This is a genomic window from Pseudomonas sp. AO-1 (genome assembly GCF_019775695.1).
Classification (GTDB): domain Bacteria; phylum Pseudomonadota; class Gammaproteobacteria; order Pseudomonadales; family Pseudomonadaceae; genus Aquipseudomonas; species Aquipseudomonas parakoreensis.
The window spans coordinates 3,228,428-3,243,796 of record NZ_CP079947.1; the positions used below are offsets into that span (position 1 = coordinate 3,228,428).

General features: G+C 59.3%; 12 protein-coding genes. 2 read left to right on the plus strand and 10 right to left on the minus strand.

Annotated features, from left to right (window positions below):
- The 4 genes from KVQ82_RS14745 to KVQ82_RS14760 all read right to left on the minus strand — a co-directional run bounded on the left by KVQ82_RS14745 (position 1) and on the right by KVQ82_RS14760 (position 5,411).
- Positions 1-1,014 carry an iron ABC transporter substrate-binding protein gene (locus KVQ82_RS14745; RefSeq protein ID WP_086791197.1) on the minus strand — a complete coding sequence of 338 codons (1,014 nt, stop codon included), beginning with the start codon at positions 1,012-1,014 and terminating at the stop codon, positions 1-3.
- Between the two features lie 186 nt (positions 1,015-1,200).
- Positions 1,201-2,718 (minus strand): glycosyltransferase family 39 protein, encoded by a 1,518-nt coding sequence (locus KVQ82_RS14750; protein WP_041063821.1) that lies wholly within the window; start codon positions 2,716-2,718, stop codon positions 1,201-1,203.
- Positions 2,715-4,436, minus strand: coding sequence for a lipid IV(A) 4-amino-4-deoxy-L-arabinosyltransferase (arnT, locus tag KVQ82_RS14755; protein ID WP_222019277.1), 1,722 nt, complete (start codon positions 4,434-4,436; stop codon positions 2,715-2,717). The genes KVQ82_RS14750 and arnT overlap by 4 nt, the downstream gene beginning before the upstream one ends.
- A 294-nt stretch (positions 4,437-4,730) precedes the next feature.
- Positions 4,731-5,411 carry a histidine phosphatase family protein gene (locus KVQ82_RS14760; protein ID WP_222019278.1) on the minus strand — a complete coding sequence of 227 codons (681 nt, stop codon included), beginning with the start codon at positions 5,409-5,411 and terminating at the stop codon, positions 4,731-4,733.
- Between the two features lie 314 nt (positions 5,412-5,725).
- On the opposite strand from KVQ82_RS14760, the gene KVQ82_RS14765 reads away from it, so the two are divergent.
- Positions 5,726-7,033 (plus strand): HAMP domain-containing sensor histidine kinase, encoded by a 1,308-nt coding sequence (locus KVQ82_RS14765; protein ID WP_041063827.1) that lies wholly within the window; start codon positions 5,726-5,728, stop codon positions 7,031-7,033.
- Here KVQ82_RS14765 and KVQ82_RS14770 read toward each other — a convergent pair.
- The 5 genes from KVQ82_RS14770 to KVQ82_RS14790 all read right to left on the minus strand — a co-directional run bounded on the left by KVQ82_RS14770 (position 6,994) and on the right by KVQ82_RS14790 (position 13,307).
- Positions 6,994-7,542: a membrane integrity-associated transporter subunit PqiC gene (locus KVQ82_RS14770; protein ID WP_222019279.1), complete on the minus strand. Its 549-nt coding sequence runs from the start codon at positions 7,540-7,542 to the stop codon at positions 6,994-6,996. The genes KVQ82_RS14765 and KVQ82_RS14770 overlap by 40 nt on opposite strands.
- Positions 7,543-7,558: 16 nt before the next feature.
- Complete coding sequence (locus KVQ82_RS14775) at positions 7,559-9,214, minus strand: intermembrane transport protein PqiB (protein WP_222019280.1); 1,656 nt, start codon at positions 9,212-9,214, stop codon at positions 7,559-7,561.
- Positions 9,215-9,405: 191 nt separating this feature from the next.
- Positions 9,406-10,707, minus strand: a complete 1,302-nt coding sequence (locus KVQ82_RS14780) for an FAD-binding oxidoreductase (RefSeq protein WP_222019281.1) — start codon at positions 10,705-10,707, stop codon at positions 9,406-9,408.
- On the minus strand, positions 10,704-11,792 hold the full coding sequence (locus KVQ82_RS14785) for a polyamine ABC transporter substrate-binding protein (protein ID WP_041063835.1): 1,089 nt from the start codon (positions 11,790-11,792) through the stop codon (positions 10,704-10,706). The genes KVQ82_RS14780 and KVQ82_RS14785 overlap by 4 nt, the downstream gene beginning before the upstream one ends.
- A 156-nt stretch (positions 11,793-11,948) precedes the next feature.
- Positions 11,949-13,307, minus strand: a complete 1,359-nt coding sequence (locus KVQ82_RS14790) for a glutamine synthetase family protein (RefSeq protein WP_222019282.1) — start codon at positions 13,305-13,307, stop codon at positions 11,949-11,951.
- 161 nt (positions 13,308-13,468) lie between these two features.
- Here KVQ82_RS14790 and KVQ82_RS14795 point away from each other — a divergent pair, with 161 nt between their 5' ends.
- Complete coding sequence (locus KVQ82_RS14795; RefSeq protein ID WP_041063839.1) at positions 13,469-14,365, plus strand: helix-turn-helix domain-containing protein; 897 nt, start codon at positions 13,469-13,471, stop codon at positions 14,363-14,365.
- Between the two features lie 86 nt (positions 14,366-14,451).
- Here KVQ82_RS14795 and KVQ82_RS14800 read toward each other — a convergent pair whose 3' ends face one another.
- Positions 14,452-15,351 carry a LysR family transcriptional regulator gene (locus tag KVQ82_RS14800; RefSeq protein ID WP_041063841.1) on the minus strand — a complete coding sequence of 300 codons (900 nt, stop codon included), beginning with the start codon at positions 15,349-15,351 and terminating at the stop codon, positions 14,452-14,454.
- Between the last annotated feature and the right edge of the window lie 18 nt (positions 15,352-15,369).

The window sequence follows — 15,369 nt, forward strand, 5'->3', positions numbered from 1 at the left end:
TTAGAGCAACCCGGCCTGGGTCATCAGTTCGACGGCTTTTTTGCTGTCGAGGGTCGACGCATCGACTTTCGGCGCATCGAGGGTTTTCAGCGGGGTCAGCTTCGGATTGGACGGCGCGTCTTTACCCACGGCGTATTCGAAGGAGGTGCCGGTTTCGAGCACTTCCTGACCTTCCTTGCTGGTGATGTATTTGACGAACTTCTGCGCTTCATCCTGATGCTTGCTCGATGCCAGCACGCCCGCGCCGGAGGTGCTGACGAACGCGCCCGGATCCTGATGTTTGAAGTAGTACAACTGGGTGTTTTTGCTGTTCTCGCCGGTCTTGGATTGATCGACGAAGCTGTAATAGTGGTAGATCACGCCGCTGTCGATCTGTCCGGCGTTCACCGCTTTGAGCACCGCGCTGTTGCCGCGATAGATCGTGGCGTTGGTCTTCATGCCCTTGAGCCATTCCAGCGTGGCAGCTTCGCCTTTTTGTTGCAGCACAGCGGCGACGATCGCCTGGAAGTCCGCGCCAGCCGGGGAGGCGGCCCATCGGCCTTTCCAGGCTGGGGTGGCGAGGTCGAGCAGGGATTTGGGCAGGTCTTTTTCAGTCAGCTTGTTCGGGTTGTAGACGAACACGGTGGAACGGGCAGCGATGCCGACCCAATTGCCGTGGGCCGGACGGTAGGCAGCGTCGACTTGCTCAAGGGTCGCGGGCGCCAGCGGCGTAAACAGTTTGGCGTTGTCCACCAGCACCATCGCCGGGGAGTTCTCGGTGAGGAATACGTCTGCCGGCGAGGCGGCGCCTTCCTGCACGAGCTGGTTGCCCATTTCGGTGTCATCGCCGTTGCGAATGGTCACCGGGATTCCGGTTTCCTCGGTGAAACCGGCCACCCAGGCCTTGGTCAGCGTTTCATGCTGCGCGTTGTAAACCACCAGACCCACCGAGTCGGCGGCAACAGCATGCCCGGTGCCGAGCAACGCGGTGGCCAGCAATGCGCGCTTGAAGAAGGATGGAAAGCGTGGATTCATTCGGGCAGCTCCTGTTTTCAGACGTTATGAGCAAACCCTCGCAGGAAACAATGCGAACGATTTGCAAGTGTCGAGTCGCGGCAATGTAGGGTGGCAAATGAGAAAAAAACGTCAAAGAAGCCGTTAATAGTTGTCATTGCCATTCAAATTTACCGCGACTCTCTACTTTTGTCTTAACGTCATCGCTCAGGAGTGGGGGATGTAAGCCACGCTCTGATCTTCCCGCCCGTGAAAGACCTGCTCGCCACGGGTGGGCGTGGTGGTAATGACCTGATGGTCAGCCTTCAATGCATCGAGCGGCACGGCGTCACCGGAACGGTATTGCGCCACGAAAATCGTGCGTTGCGGGTCCCACCGTTCTCCGCTGGTGCGTTCCAGCCAGGCGATCAGCGTTGCTGTGTCGCCATTGTGCGGAAAGTCCTGGATCGTTTCCGGCACGTAGTAGAACGGTGCACCACCGGTTTGCAGATACATCGGCACTTTGTTGTCGACCTCGACCATGACCATGCGCCATTGATTCAACGGTGCCTGCTGACTGGCCTGCTCGCGAACCTGTTCGCCGAAGCGGATGACACCGCCGCCGCTGTTGGTCCACGGGTAAAGCACACCCAGGATCGCGGCAAGCAACACGGTGGTGACAGCGAAACCGATCTTCAGCCCGCGGCCTTCGCTGTGGCGAGCGGCCATGCGCCGGGTCACCCACCAGGCACCCAGCAGTTGCGCGAAGGGCACCAGCGGCAAGACGTAATAGCTGCGGCGACTGCCACTGGCGGTGAAGAACAGCATCAGCAACGCGAGCCCTTGAATCAGCCAGCGGGTATCCGGTTCGATGTGCTTCCAGTTGCGCGCGGCCACCCACAAGGCGATCAACCAGCACGGCGCCCAGGGCAGGGTGTAGACCGGCAGGTAGATCAAGTAGGTGTAAATCGGCCCGAACTGATCGAACGGCTGGAAAAACCGCACAACGTTTTCACGCAGTACCAGCCCCAGGCCGCTTTGTTCGTAGTTGGGCGCGCCGTAGAAGTGCGAGAGCACGAACGGCGTCATGTAAAACGCCCCGGCGATCACTATCGCCGCGAACAGTCGCAGGTTCAGGTGACGTTTCCAGCGGTGCTCACTGAGCAGGTGTGGCAGCAGCACCAGCCCCGGCAGGATGAAACCGATCAGGCCCTTGAACAGCGAGGTCAGCGACAGCAGGCCGAAGAACACTACGTAGCGCCAGAAGCGGGTGTCATCCGGGCCGCGCCAGTACCACCAGACGGCCGCCAGTACACCGCAAACGGTGAGGATGTCGGCAGTGGCGACTCGCGCCCAGAACACGAAGTAGAACGTGGTCGCCAGCATCCATCCGGCAATCAGCCCGGTGCCTTTGCGAAACAGTTGCTCGCCGATGAGGTACACCAGCCACACGCTGAACCACGCGGAAATCACCGATGACAGGCGCAACGACCAAGGCCCCAGTCCACCCGTGAACCAGGCGGTGGCGGTGATCAGCCAGTACGACAGCAGCGGTTTGTCGTAATAAGGACTGCCTTTGAGATAGGGATCGAAATAGTCGCCGCTCTGCAGCATCTGCAAGGCGATATTGGCCCAGCGGGTTTCCGCCCCCCACAGCTCGCGACTGCCCAGACCGAGCAATAACAGCAGGGCAGTCGCGGCCAGCAGAAGCAGCAACTGCCTCCGTTCAGTCCTGGTCTGGGTCATGGCTGGCTCTGGCTGAAAATGAGGATTTCGATTTGCCCACGGCGGTAGTGCTTGCCGTCTATTGGTAGCAGCTCGAGTTGTTGTTCGTCGGAGGTACTGTTGACGCGCATCACCACACCCACCGAGCCTTTTTTGCGCGCTTCGGTCATCCACTCGCCTACACCGTCGAGGCTGACCTTGCGTGACGCCATGGCCGGGTCATCGAGGCCGTACTTGAGCTCGCCAACGGTGTTGAACAGGTCGACTTGCGGGCGACGCAAGCGCCATGACAACGCAGAAGCCGCCCCCAGGTCGTTACTCAGCAACGAGCGGGTCTGGCTGAGTTCCTGCTGGTGTTCGGCAATGAACTGATCCGGCATCTTGCTGTTGACGATGGTCGCCGGCATGGCGGCAGGCAGCAGTGCGACGAGCAAGCCGATGCCCAGCGCCGGCATCGCCCACAGCGTCAGTGGGCGCACGGTTTGCAGCGCGCCGGCAATGAGCCAGCCGAGCAACACGATATATCCCAGCGACAGGCTGAACATTTCGGTGTGTTCGTAAATTTCACGGGTCGCTTGCAGGTAGATCAGTGCAACCAGCGCAGCAATGGCCAGCACCACGTTGACCACACCGTTGATGCGCAAGACGCGCCCGTTCTGGTCAGCTATCCAGTTCATTACCGTGTAGCCCATCAACAGGGCCAACGGCAGCAGGCACGGCATGATGTAGGTCGGCAGTTTGCCGCTGCTCGCGCTGAAAAATGCCAGCGGCAGCAGGAACCACAAGGCGAGGAAGGCGATTTTCGGATCGCGTTTTTCGCGCCAGGTGCGCAGCAGCGTCGAAGGCAACAGCAGGGCCCATGGCAAGGTAGAAGCAAACAGCAACGGCAGGTAGAACCACCATGGCCGTGCGTGCTGTGCATCTTCGCCGGCGGCAAAACGCCGGATGTGTTCGTGCCAGAAGAAGAATCGCCAGAAATCCGGTTCACGGTAATGCACGGCCAGTGCCCATGGCACGCTGACCAGCGCGGCCACCGCAACGGCGACCAGGCCATAACGCACCAACTCGCCAAAGCGTCGCTGCCAGATCATGTAGGGCAGGGCAATCAGCACCGGCAGCATCAGAGCGAGGAAACCTTTGGTCATCAGACCCATGCCACAAGCGAATCCCAACAATGCCCAGCCGCCCAAACGCGCGCGCGGGGTATTGCTGTCGATGGCAAACCAGATCGCCACCAGGCTGAGGTTGACCCACAAGGTGAATTGCGGATCGAGGTTGGCATAGCCAGCCTGCCCTGCGATCAGGCCGAAGCTCATATAAAGGAGGGCACAAGCGGCACTGATGCGCGGGTTGTTCCACAGGCGACGGGCCAGCAGATAGGCCAGCCAGACGCTCACGCCCGTGCTGAGCGCCGAGGCGATGCGTACGCCAAACAGGTTTTCACCGAAAATGGCTTGGCCGATGGCAATCATCCAGTAGCCGGCAATCGGTTTTTCGAAATAGCGAATGCCCATGAAGTGCGGCGCCACCCAGTTGCCGCTCTGCAGCATTTCCTGGCTGATCTGCCCATAGCGGGTTTCATCGGGAATCCACAGGCCGTGGGTCATCAGCGGCAGCAGATAAAACATCACGAATGCCAGCACCAGCCCGGGTATCGCAAAGCGTTCGATCAGAGTGCTCTGGTGGAGGCGCGGCAAATTCAACGCTGCATGGTGCAACGGTTTGTTCTCAGACGTCATGACTGGACCTTGGTGCAGTACAAAGTGTGCGTTTCAGTGTTGCGCCTGGCGATATCCGTTGCAGGCGCGGCACTGGGTTGAATGAATGCAGAGGCGAGCACGCCCGAAGGGCGTGTCCTGTATTCAGAGAACGGGTCTGCTTCCAGCGTTAAGTTCTCCTCGAAAAGACAAGCTTTAAAATGAAATATTTCCAGTTTTTCAAAGTGAAAAAAATTTCTTATTACAATTTCATAAGCACCAATAGCCTGTGCCAGAGCATTGCCCGAGTGTTTTTTACTTGATCAAGTCGGAAGATTACTTGGCTAATCGTTGCCAGCCTTCAGGGTTCATGATGCCGATTACTTCAAGTTGGCCTTGCGCATCTATTCGAGCTAAAACCGTGCTGCCATATTCGGCGGCGACCGCGCGTGGGTAACCGGTTTGCCGTTCGAAATCGGCGATGCAGCCGCTGTGGGTCACCAGGATCATGTTCTGTCCTGCGGTCTTGTGCGCCACCACCTCATTGCGCATCGTCGGGCCACAGGTTTCCAGCCATTCCGCGGCCACTGCGTCGCGACCGAACATGTAGTGAGCCGTTTGTGCGGTGCGCGTCAGCGGACTGGTGAACACCTGAGTCTGCTGCATTCCCAGTTGCGTAAAGGCCCGGCCCACGGAGGCTGCAGAGACACTGCCCAGCTGAGTGATACCGTCGGCCGGCCCCAGGCAAACATTGCTCGAACGGTCACAACGTTCGGCATGGCGGACCAGCGCGACGACCTCGCCAGCCTGCCAGGCTTTGATCCACTCCTGGGTGGCAGATGCGCTGACATAGCGCAGGTTGGCCGGTGAACGCTGCAGCCAGACAAAGCCACAAATCAGACTGATCACCAGCACGCCGACTGCGATGGCTGCCCAGGCACGCGGACGCGAGAGGTACGACCTCTTGGGTGCTGATTGTACTTGTGCTAATTCAACCACGACGTTGCCCCTTGTCATTCCCGAGTTCCATTCAGTTCACACGCAAAGTGCAACGTAAGCTCCAGGAGGTTAGTTACTTTACGGCGGTTTGCTTGAATGGCTGCTGAACACTACGTTCAGAGTCGTGGCGGAGCAGTGAAGAACATGTGAAAAATTTGCGAGGCAAGAGCAGGTATTAACGGAAAAGCCTATTTGATAACTAAACTCAAATAAGCGTTTTGTTTTTTTAACTACTTAACAAGAGCGCCGGGCAAGGCGAAGCTGCGAGCTTTGGGCAACGGCGTCGCGCGAGCCCTTGCCGCCTCACCTCAGCACTGGAGTCGTTGAACCGGATGGACCTCAAGCAAAGCCTCGCCAATCGGATTGTGATTGTGTTCGCCTTGATGAGCGCGGTGGTGGCCGGTGTCTTCGCAATGGGCATTGTGGCTACCGTGCATGTCGTGGAGCACAAGTTGACCATGACCGCCCTCAGCGGTGGCTTGCGCCGGTTGTTGGCGATGGACGACATCAACCAGTGGCGCCACGAGCCGGAAAAGAGCGAACTGTTTTTTTTCGAGAACGGCCCCGGGCCCATGGCGCTGACGCCGCAACTGGCGGAACTGCCCGTGGGGTTTCAAGAGATCACGTTCAACGGTGATGACTTCTACGCGATGGTCGAGGCGGTCGGCGGTCGCAAATATGTGCTGTTGCGCAATCAGGAAAGCTTCGAACAACGCGAGCACCTGCTGTTCGTGGTGGTGATAGTCGGGTTCATCCTCAGCGTCATGCTGGCGGTCGCGCTCGGCAGGCTGCTGGCGCGGCAAGTCATGGCGCCAGTGATTCGCCTGGCGGGGCAGGTGCGTCATCGTGACCAGTTGATCGCACTGGCACCGGCGCTGCATCCGGATTACGCCGATGACGAGGTTGGGGCGCTGGCGCTGTCTTTCGACCAGACACTCGGCCGGTTACGCGAAACCCTGAACCGGGAAAAGCTTTTCACCAGTGACGTGAGCCATGAACTGCGCACACCGCTGATGATTCTGGCCAGTTCCTGCGAGCTGTTGCTGGCCAACCCTTCGCTGGATTCGCGCTCCACCCAACAGGTCAAACGCATCGCCCGGGCCAGCGCAGAAATGCGCCAACTGGTTGAGACCTTCTTGATGCTGGCGCGCAAGCCGGAGGAGCTCGGCACCGAATCCACTTGCACACTCAAATCTATCGCCGACGCCCAGGTAGAAATCTGGGGGCGTTTGATTGGCGAAAAGGGTCTGGAGTTTATCTACGAGCCGCAACTGGCGGGCAGCGCGCGTTATGACCTGACGTTCTTGCAGTCGGTCATGGGCAATCTGCTGCGCAATGCCTGGCATTACACCGATCAGGGCTTTGTCCGGCTGACCCTGCTCAACGACAGCTTTGTGGTCGAGGACAGCGGCATCGGTATTCCGGAAGAAAAACGTCACGCGATGTTCCAGCCGTTCGTGCGCGGTGACGAACAGCGCGGTGAAGGCCTTGGGCTGGGGTTGTCGCTGGTGCAGCGGATCTGCAGCCATCAACGCTGGCAGGTTCAGTTGGTCACTCGCGAGCCTAATGGCTGCCGTTTCACGGTCACGCTGTCGGCGGCTCAGGAGGCTGACGGGCAGCGAGCGTTGCCCGCTGCCTGATTGATCAGGGCTGCCAGGCGTTTGACGTTGTTCTGTTGCGCGGTCACCAGTTCGTCGATGCTCGGGCCGGAGGGAGTTTGCAAGGTTGAATGGCAGGTCAGCAGGGCGTTGTCCGCCGCACCGCTCGGGCGCAGGCGCCATTTGACGTCGATCAGCCCATAGTGTCCGGGGATCGAGTCGAAACGCTGCACATCGATACGCACCGAAACATTGCCGCGACTGCCGGTATTGCTCAGTTGATCGCTCAAGGCACTGCGCAATTCATCCGCCAGACTCGCCCCCCACCATTGGGTTTCCAGAATCGCCAGGCCATTGTTGCCCTGACGGATGACGATTTGCGGGCGGTCGACTTGCGGCGGCACGCTGATCCCTTCGATCGGAATCTGCGCGCCGGTCCGGGACGCCGACAGTTCCACCGGCGTCAGGGTGTGAAAATTGATCGGCTCGCTGCGGCAGGCGCCAAGGAGCATGAACGCAGCGAGCACGGTGATCTTCAGCGGTACAGCCATGGGATAGCTCCTGGGCTCAATTGCGTGGCGGTCCTTTCAGATCCAGCGGCGCTGCGTTGTCGGGACGACCGCGAATCAGCGATTCCGGATGGCGACCGAGATAGTCCGACAGCTCACGCAGCGAACGCGACATGCGCCCGAGTTCGTCGAGGGTCTCGGTGAGTTTCTCGCGCTGCGGTGAATCCTCGGCGAGGGTCGAACTGGCGGACTGCAAGGTCTTGCTGACGTCGGCCAGTGTGGTTTGCACGCCCGGCAGGGTTTTCGCGTTGAACTGTTGCAGGCCTTTGCGCAGCTCTACGAGGTTGCTGTCGAGGTTGCCGGCAATCCGTTCGACTGGCAGTTTGTTGAGCTTGTCGACCACCGCTTCGAGTTTTTCCTGCAACTGTTCGAGGCTGCCGGGCACGGTGGGCAAGGCGACCGGTCGGGCCGTTGCGTCGAATGCAACTTTCTCGGCTTTCGGGAAGAAATCCAGCGCAATGTACAACTGCCCGGTCAGCAGGTTGCCGCTGCGGGCCTGAGCGCGCAGACCGTTGTCGACGAAGGTGCCGAGCAGACGAATACCGGCCGCTTCGTCGTTGGGATCGTGCTTGAATTCGGTCAGCATCTTTTTGTAAGCCTGGCCGAGGCGCTGCGGGTAAATGACTATCCCGACGTTAAGCGGGAAGGTGCGTTTTTTCGCGTCGAAGTCGAGGTTGATTCCGACGACCCGGCCAATCTCCATGCCGAGAAACTCGACGGGCGCATCGACCTTGAGCCCGCGCAACGACTGCTCGAAACGCAACACCATGTATTGCGCCTTGCCGTTGGGCGGGGCGAGGGCGGTCTGCTGATCGGTGAACAGTTCGAAATCCTTGTCTTCGCTGGCGGCCACATCGTTGGGGCTGTAATCCGGCACGCGGAAGGCAATGCCGCCGACCAGCATGGTGGACAGCGATTCGGTCTTCACCGCGAAGCCATTGGCGCCGACATTGATGTCGATGCCGCTGGCGTTCCAGAAGCGCGTGTTTTCGGTGACGAACGCGTCGTTCGGTGCGTGAATGAACACTTCGATGTCCACGCCTTTGCCCTCGGGATTGAGGGTGTAGGTCACGACTTGGCCTACCGGAATCTTGCGGTAGTAAACCGGGGAACCGATATCCAGCGAGCCGAGATCCGAGGCATGCAGCATGAAGCGCTTGCCCGGTTCGCCGTAAGTGATCGGCGGCGGATTTTCCAGCCCCTTGAAGTGCTTGGCGCGGTTGTTGGCCTGGCCGATGTCGGCGCCGATATAGTCGCCGGAAAGCAAGGTATCGATGCCCGAAACGCCGCCGGCACCGATGCGTGGGCGCACAACCCAGAACTCCGAGTCTTCGCGGGTGAAGGTTTCGGCCTGTTTGGCCAGTTTGATTGTGGCGTCGACGCTCTTCTGATCGCCGCTCAATTCGACATCCGTCACCTGACCGATCACCACACTGCGGTATTTGACCTCGGTCTTGTTGGCAACCAGGCCGCTGCCAGTCTTGAAGTTGACGACGATGGTCGGGCCTTCCTGCAGCAGGTTGTGCACCACCAGCGATATGCCGACCAGCACCGCGACGACCGGGACGATCCACACCAGGGAGATGCTGAAACGCCGGGTCTTGATCGGCGCGTGGCCCGGTGCTCGTGGTTCATCGGCGGCTGACGACTTCATCCATGTCCTCCTCGGTTTTGTGGATGCTGAGCGTCAGGAACGCAAAAGCACTTCATCAATATAGAAGTGCTTGGCGATAGAGCAAATTCAAGGGCTGATGCGGATTTGTGCAGGCGCTGTCGCAGGCTGCGATCTCTTGATTTTAAAGATCAAAAGATCGCTGCCTTCGGCAGCTTCTACAGGGGCGAGCGTTAGCCGAGGATTTCGCGCAGGCGATACCAGAACATGCCCAATGCCAGCAGCGGTGAGCGCAAGGCCGGGCCGCCGGGGAAGGTCATGTGCGGTACCGCGCTGAACACGTCCATGCCCTGACTGTGGCCGGCGTGAATGGCCTCGCCCAGCAGCTTGGCGCACCAATGCGTGACATTCAGACCGTGACCGGAATAACCCTGAGCGTAGAACACGTTCGGCTGTTGCTTGAGCCGCCCGACCTGCGGAAAGCGGTTGGCGGTAATGCCAATCTTGCCGCCCCATTGATAGTCGATGCCCACGTCCGCCAGTCGCGGGAAGACCTTGAGCATTTTCGGGCGCATGTAGGCGGCAATGTCCGCCGGATCGCGACCGGAATAGTGACAGGCGCCGCCAAACAGCAGGCGTCGGTCCGCCGAGAGCCGGTAATAGTCGAGGCCGACTTTCTGGTCGCACAACGCGAGGTTGTGCGGGATCAATTGCGCGGCACGTTCCTCGGACAGCGGTTCGGTGGCGATGATGTAACTGCCGGCGGGCAGGACCTTGCCGCTGAGTTGCTGCTCGAGTTCATCCAGATGCGCGTTGCAACCGAGCACCAGACTGCCGGCGCGGACGCTGCCGGTGGCGCAGCGCACTTCAACCGTTTCGCCGTGGATGATCTGCTGGACCGGGCTCTGCTCGAAAATGCGTACACCGAGGGACGCCGCCAGACGCGCTTCGCCCTGCACCAGATCCAGCGGGTGCAGATGGCCGGAGCCCATGTCGATCAGACCGCCAGCATAGACATTGGCGTTGACCACTTGCTGACGGATTTGCTCGGGGCCGACCAGTCGGGTCTCATGGCGGTAGCCGAGTTCGTCGAGGCTGACCTGTTCGTCCTTGAACGCCGCGAACTGCGCCGGGGTGTTGGCCAGTTCGCAGAAGCCCCAACGCAGGTCACACTCGATGGCATGCTCGGTGATGCGCTGGCGCACCAGTTCCACGGAGTCGATACCGGCGCGTTGCAGATAACGCACGCCGTCGTTGCCGACGTAACGGGCAAAGCCTTCGACCTCGTGACCGATGCCACGAATCAACTGGCCGCCGTTGCGTCCGCTGGCGCCCCAGCCGATGCGCCGGGCTTCGATCAACACCACCGACAGCCCGCGCTGCGCCAGTTCAATCGCGGTGTTGACCCCGGTGAAGCCGCCGCCGATCACGCAGACATCGGCGGTGAGGTCACCGTCGAGTGCCGGCCAGGGCGTACTGGCCCGGGCCGAAGCCGCGTAATAGGAGCGGGCGTGTTCTTGCGTGTACTGATTCATTTGTTCGACTTCACTTTGCTCCAGGACCGGGTCATCAGACGCATGATCGACTGGGGCGGGGTAGAGGAGATGTAGAGCTTGTCCAGCACTGCCTGGGACGGGTACACCTCGGGATTGTTCACCAGCGCCTGGTCCATGTACTGCTTGGCGGCCGGGTTCGGGTTGGCGTAACCGACCGAAGCGCTGACCTTGGCAATCACTTGCGGATCAAGCAGGTAATTGATGAAGGCGTGGGCCTCCTTGGTGTTGCTGGCGTCGGCCGGGATCGCCAGCAAGTCAAACCACAGGTTGGCGCCTTCTTTCGGAATCGCATAGGCGATGTTCACCCCGTTCTTGGCTTCCTTGGCGCGGTTGGCCGCCTGGAACACGTCGCCGGAGTAACCGAAGGCTACGCAGATGTCGCCATTGGCCAGATCGGAAACGTATTTCGAGGAATGGAAGTAAGTGATGTAGGGGCGGATGCTCAGCAGTTTGGCTTCGGCTTTTTTGTAGTCTTCCGGGTTCTCGCTGCGTGGGTCCATGCCCATGTAGTTGAGGATCGCCGGGAACACTTCGTCCGCCGAGTCCATCATCGACACGCCACATTGGGTGAGCTTCTTCAGGTTCTCCGGCTCGAACAGCACGGCCCAGGAATCGATGTGATCGATGCCAAGCACTGCCTTGACCTTGTCGACGTTGTAGCCGATGCCGTTGGTGCCCCACAGGTACGGTACCGAGTGCTGGTTGCCCGGGTCGTTCTTTTCGAGCAATTCGAGCAATTTCGGGTCGAGATTTTTCCAGTTCGGTAGCTGCTCGCGATCCAGTTTGAGGAACGCGCCGGCTTTTACCTGACGGGCGAGAAAGTGGTTGGACGGCACCACCACGTCGTAGCCGGTGCGACCGGCGAGGAGTTTGCCTTCCAGGGTTTCGTTTGAGTCGAATACGTCGTAGATCACCTTGATCCCGGTCTTGGCCTGGAAGTCGGCGAGGGTGGTTTCACCGATGTAGTCGGTCCAGTTGTAGACGCTGACCTGGGGCTGGGCCAGGGCTGCGGTGCTGCACAACAGCGCCAGTGCGGCGGGAACCATGGATTTCAATAGACGCATATCGACACCTCTTGGAGTTATTGGAGTTTTTCGGGTGAGCACGGTCCCTTGTGGGAGCTGGCTTGCCAGCGATAGCGGTGGGTCAGTCGATAATGATGTCGACTGTGCCGACGTAATCGCTGGCAAGCCAGCTCCCACAGGGTTTGTGGGTGTTGCTCAGACGCTCAGTAGCAGGAACTCGCGCTCCCAGGAGCTGATCACGCGCTTGAAGTTTTCATGCTCGGCGCGTTTGACCGCGACGTAGCCGCGCACAAACTTGTTGCCAAGGTATTGGGCAACGGTGTCGCACTCTTCCATTTGCGTCAGCGCGTCTTCGATGGTGATCGGCAGGCGCAGGTTGCGGCGTTCGTAGGCGCGGCCTTCGACGGCGGCACTCGGTTCGATGCCTTCGACCATGCCGATGTAGCCACACAGCAGGCTCGCGGCGATCGCCAGATACGGGTTGGCATCGGCGCCCGGCAGGCGGTTTTCCACGCGCATGGATTCCGGCCCGGAGGTCGGCACACGCAGGCCGACGGTGCGGTTTTCTTCGCCCCACTCGACGTTGACCGGTGCCGAAGTGTCCGGCAGGAAGCGGCGGAACGAGTTCACATTGGGCGCAAACATCGGCAGTACTTTAGGAATGTACTTTTGCAGGCCGCCGATGTGATGGCGGAACAAGTCGCTCATCTTGCCGTCGGCATCAGCGAAAATCGGCTTGCCCGTGGCGATTTCCACCACGCTCTGGTGCAGGTGCATGGCACTGCCGGGTTCGTCGCCAATCGGTTTGGCCATGAACGTCGCGGTGACGTTGTGCTTGAGCGCCGCTTCGCGCAGGGTGCGTTTGAACACGGTGATCTGATCGGCCAGATCCAGGGCGTCGCCGTGACGGAAGTTGATTTCCATCTGCGCCGGGCCGTCTTCGTGGATCAGCGTGTCCAGATCCAGACCTTGCAGCTCGCACCAGTCGTAGACGTCTTCGAACAATGGATCGAACTCGTTGGCGGCGTCGATGGAGAATGACTGCCGACCGCTTTCGGCACGGCCCGAACGCCCCAGTGGTGCCTTGAGTGGCAGGTCCGGATCTTCGCAGCGCTGGGTCAGGTAGAACTCCATTTCCGGTGCAACGATCGGCTTCCAGCCCTTGTCGGTGTACAGCTGCAGGACTTTTTTCAGCACGTTGCGCGGCGACAGTTCGATTGGATTGCCGAATTTGTCGAAGGTGTCGTGGATGACGATGGCGGTCGGCTCGATGGCCCATGGAATCACATACACGGCGTCGCTCACCGGTTTGCAGACCATGTCGATGTCGGCCGGGTCGAGCAGGTCGTAGTAGATGTCGTCGTCGACAAAATCCCCGGTTACCGTTTGCAGCAGCACACTTTCCGGCAGGCGCATGCCTCGCTCATGCAGGAACTTGTTGGTCGGTGCGATCTTGCCGCGGGCAATGCCGGTCAGGTCGCTGACCACACATTCAACTTCGGTAATCTTGTGATCTTTCAGCCATGTGAACAGCTGATCGAAAGGGGCATTCATAAAGACCTCGTTATTGGTTTTATAGACGCCGGGGAGGGCGGGTTTCATCTTCCGCCCCTTCCCCTGTGGCGCGTTGACGACTATCTTGGGCGTGCCTTGCCGTTCCATCTATCCACTTTAAGCAGCACCAAAGCGCACCAAAAGAGTGCGCAAGGTCTCCCATGACAACGTGTAATCCGCTTCAGGTTCAGGCGTTCAATACCGCTGATGTGACCGAACAAATCCGCGCTACGCCGGGTTGGGTTCAGCATTACCAGCAGATGTCGCCCGGGCATTTCGCCGGGCAGATTCGCTATCTGGATCTGGAAGGTGTGCAGGTCTACGAAGAACAGATGAACACCCGCGTCGAGCAGGCATTCAGTGCGCCATCGGGTGCGTTAGCGTTCTGTTTTGATCGCAGTGACAACGCGCTGTATTTGCTTAACGAAGACAGCCGCAACATCTGGATCACCCCGGAGAACTACCAGGAAATCGCCGTGGTGTTCGGCCCGCAATTCGTCCGTGAACACGGTCTGGATGTGGCGAAACTCGAGGGATTGTTCATGGCGCCGCTTAACTGCGGGCAGAACGCCTTGTTCAGTCGCTGGTTAAGCTCAACACTCACGAAGTTGTCGCAAGCTGTTGATCCGTTTGATAAAAACTCGTTGACGCAGCAGCTGCTCGAAGACTGTCTGTTCATCCTCGACAACGCTCACACCCGTCTTGATCGAGGCGGTTTGCAGCGTCGTACCGAAGAGCGGACGATCATGAAGCGAGTAGGGGAATGGGCGGCAGATTCGCCGGAAGAGACTGTTAATCTGCTTGAGCTTTCGAAGGTGGCAGGGGTGCCGTTGCGTCAATTACAGCAGGCGTTCAAGGCCTATACCGGTATGACCCCGAGCCACTGGCTGCGCCTGCGCCGGCTTAACAGTGCACACCGCGAATTACTCAATCGCCGGCCCACGGAAACCACCGTGGCCGAAGTGGCGATGAACTGGTCGTTTTGGCATCTGGGGCGGTTTTCCAACAGTTATCGGGCGCTGTTCAAAGAGCTGCCGAGCGAGACGCTGAAGCGTTAGCGATGCTGTGCCTAAAGGTTAGCAAAGTGGGCATACGCGGACTCCCGTTGAATGACCCGCTACTCGCAGGAGTTGAACGTGGGACGCTAGTTGTCGATCCTTTTCAGTAGATCTGTGAGTAATCCCGCGACATGTGTTAGTGCTTTATCTTTCTCTCTGCGCTGATTCCAAGCTAGATGAAGCCTGAACCCGTTAACCGGAATAGGCACGGGTAACACGCTCAAATCGCCGGTCACCGATAACACCCGCGATGGCAGCATGGCAATCATGTCTGAACCGCGCAGCAGTTCGGGGACCATTCCAAAAGATGGCACCACCAGCCCGATGCGCCGGGTCATGCCGAGCTGTGCAAGTTCGTCATCCAAAGGGCTATTGGCCTCACCGATTCCCGATACCAGAATGTGAGGGTAGGAGAGCCACCGGGCGAGATCGAATCCCGGGATAGCCGGATGGTCATGGCGCAGAGCAATGACATAGTTTTCGTCGAGCAACCACTCACAATGAATGTCTGCGTCGGGCCCGGAGAAGACCGAAACAGCGATGTCGGTTGTTCCATCCATCAGGGCGGCGCGAGCGGCCTCGGCCCCTCGCCAAGGTTGAACCACGATCGCAATACCCGGTGCCGTTTCGAGGAGCGCGCGTTGCAATGATGTGATCACCAACAATGCGGGGTAGTCGGCCATCGTAATACGCAGCGTCTGCTTGATATCTGACAGCGGCACCTCGGGTAGATCGACCAGATTGCGCACGTCAGAAAGCAATGACTTCAACGGCAAGCGCAAGGATTGTGCTTTCGGCGTCAGGCGCATGCAGCCTCGACCGCGCTCCAGCAATGGGTCGCGAAACAGATGGCGGCAACGTTGCAGCGCGGCTGAAGTAGCTGGCTGGGAAAGAAAAAGTCGTTCGGCAGCACGGCTGACATGCGCTTCATCGAGAAGCGCATCCAGTATGACCAGCAGGTTGAGGTCCAGCGATCGTAAATTCATGCAGTCGATAATAGATTA

Bases quoted from the DNA above. Each gene is read 5' to 3' on its own strand.
- KVQ82_RS14765 (WP_041063827.1), top strand. From the start codon at position 5,726: ATGGACCTCAAGCAAAGCCTCGCCAATCGGATTGTGATTGTGTTCGCC.
- arnT (WP_222019277.1), bottom strand. From the start codon at position 4,436: ATGACGTCTGAGAACAAACCGTTGCACCATGCAGCGTTGAATTTGCCG.
- KVQ82_RS14760 (WP_222019278.1), bottom strand. From the start codon at position 5,411: ATGACAAGGGGCAACGTCGTGGTTGAATTAGCACAAGTACAATCAGCA.
- KVQ82_RS14775 (WP_222019280.1), bottom strand. From the start codon at position 9,214: ATGAAGTCGTCAGCCGCCGATGAACCACGAGCACCGGGCCACGCGCCG.
- KVQ82_RS14795 (WP_041063839.1), top strand. From the start codon at position 13,469: ATGACAACGTGTAATCCGCTTCAGGTTCAGGCGTTCAATACCGCTGAT.
- KVQ82_RS14785 (WP_041063835.1), bottom strand. From the start codon at position 11,792: ATGCGTCTATTGAAATCCATGGTTCCCGCCGCACTGGCGCTGTTGTGC.
- KVQ82_RS14800 (WP_041063841.1), bottom strand. From the start codon at position 15,351: ATGAATTTACGATCGCTGGACCTCAACCTGCTGGTCATACTGGATGCG.
- KVQ82_RS14750 (WP_041063821.1), bottom strand. From the start codon at position 2,718: ATGACCCAGACCAGGACTGAACGGAGGCAGTTGCTGCTTCTGCTGGCC.
- KVQ82_RS14745 (WP_086791197.1), bottom strand. From the start codon at position 1,014: ATGAATCCACGCTTTCCATCCTTCTTCAAGCGCGCATTGCTGGCCACC.
- KVQ82_RS14790 (WP_222019282.1), bottom strand. From the start codon at position 13,307: ATGAATGCCCCTTTCGATCAGCTGTTCACATGGCTGAAAGATCACAAG.
- KVQ82_RS14780 (WP_222019281.1), bottom strand. From the start codon at position 10,707: ATGAATCAGTACACGCAAGAACACGCCCGCTCCTATTACGCGGCTTCG.
- KVQ82_RS14770 (WP_222019279.1), bottom strand. From the start codon at position 7,542: ATGGCTGTACCGCTGAAGATCACCGTGCTCGCTGCGTTCATGCTCCTT.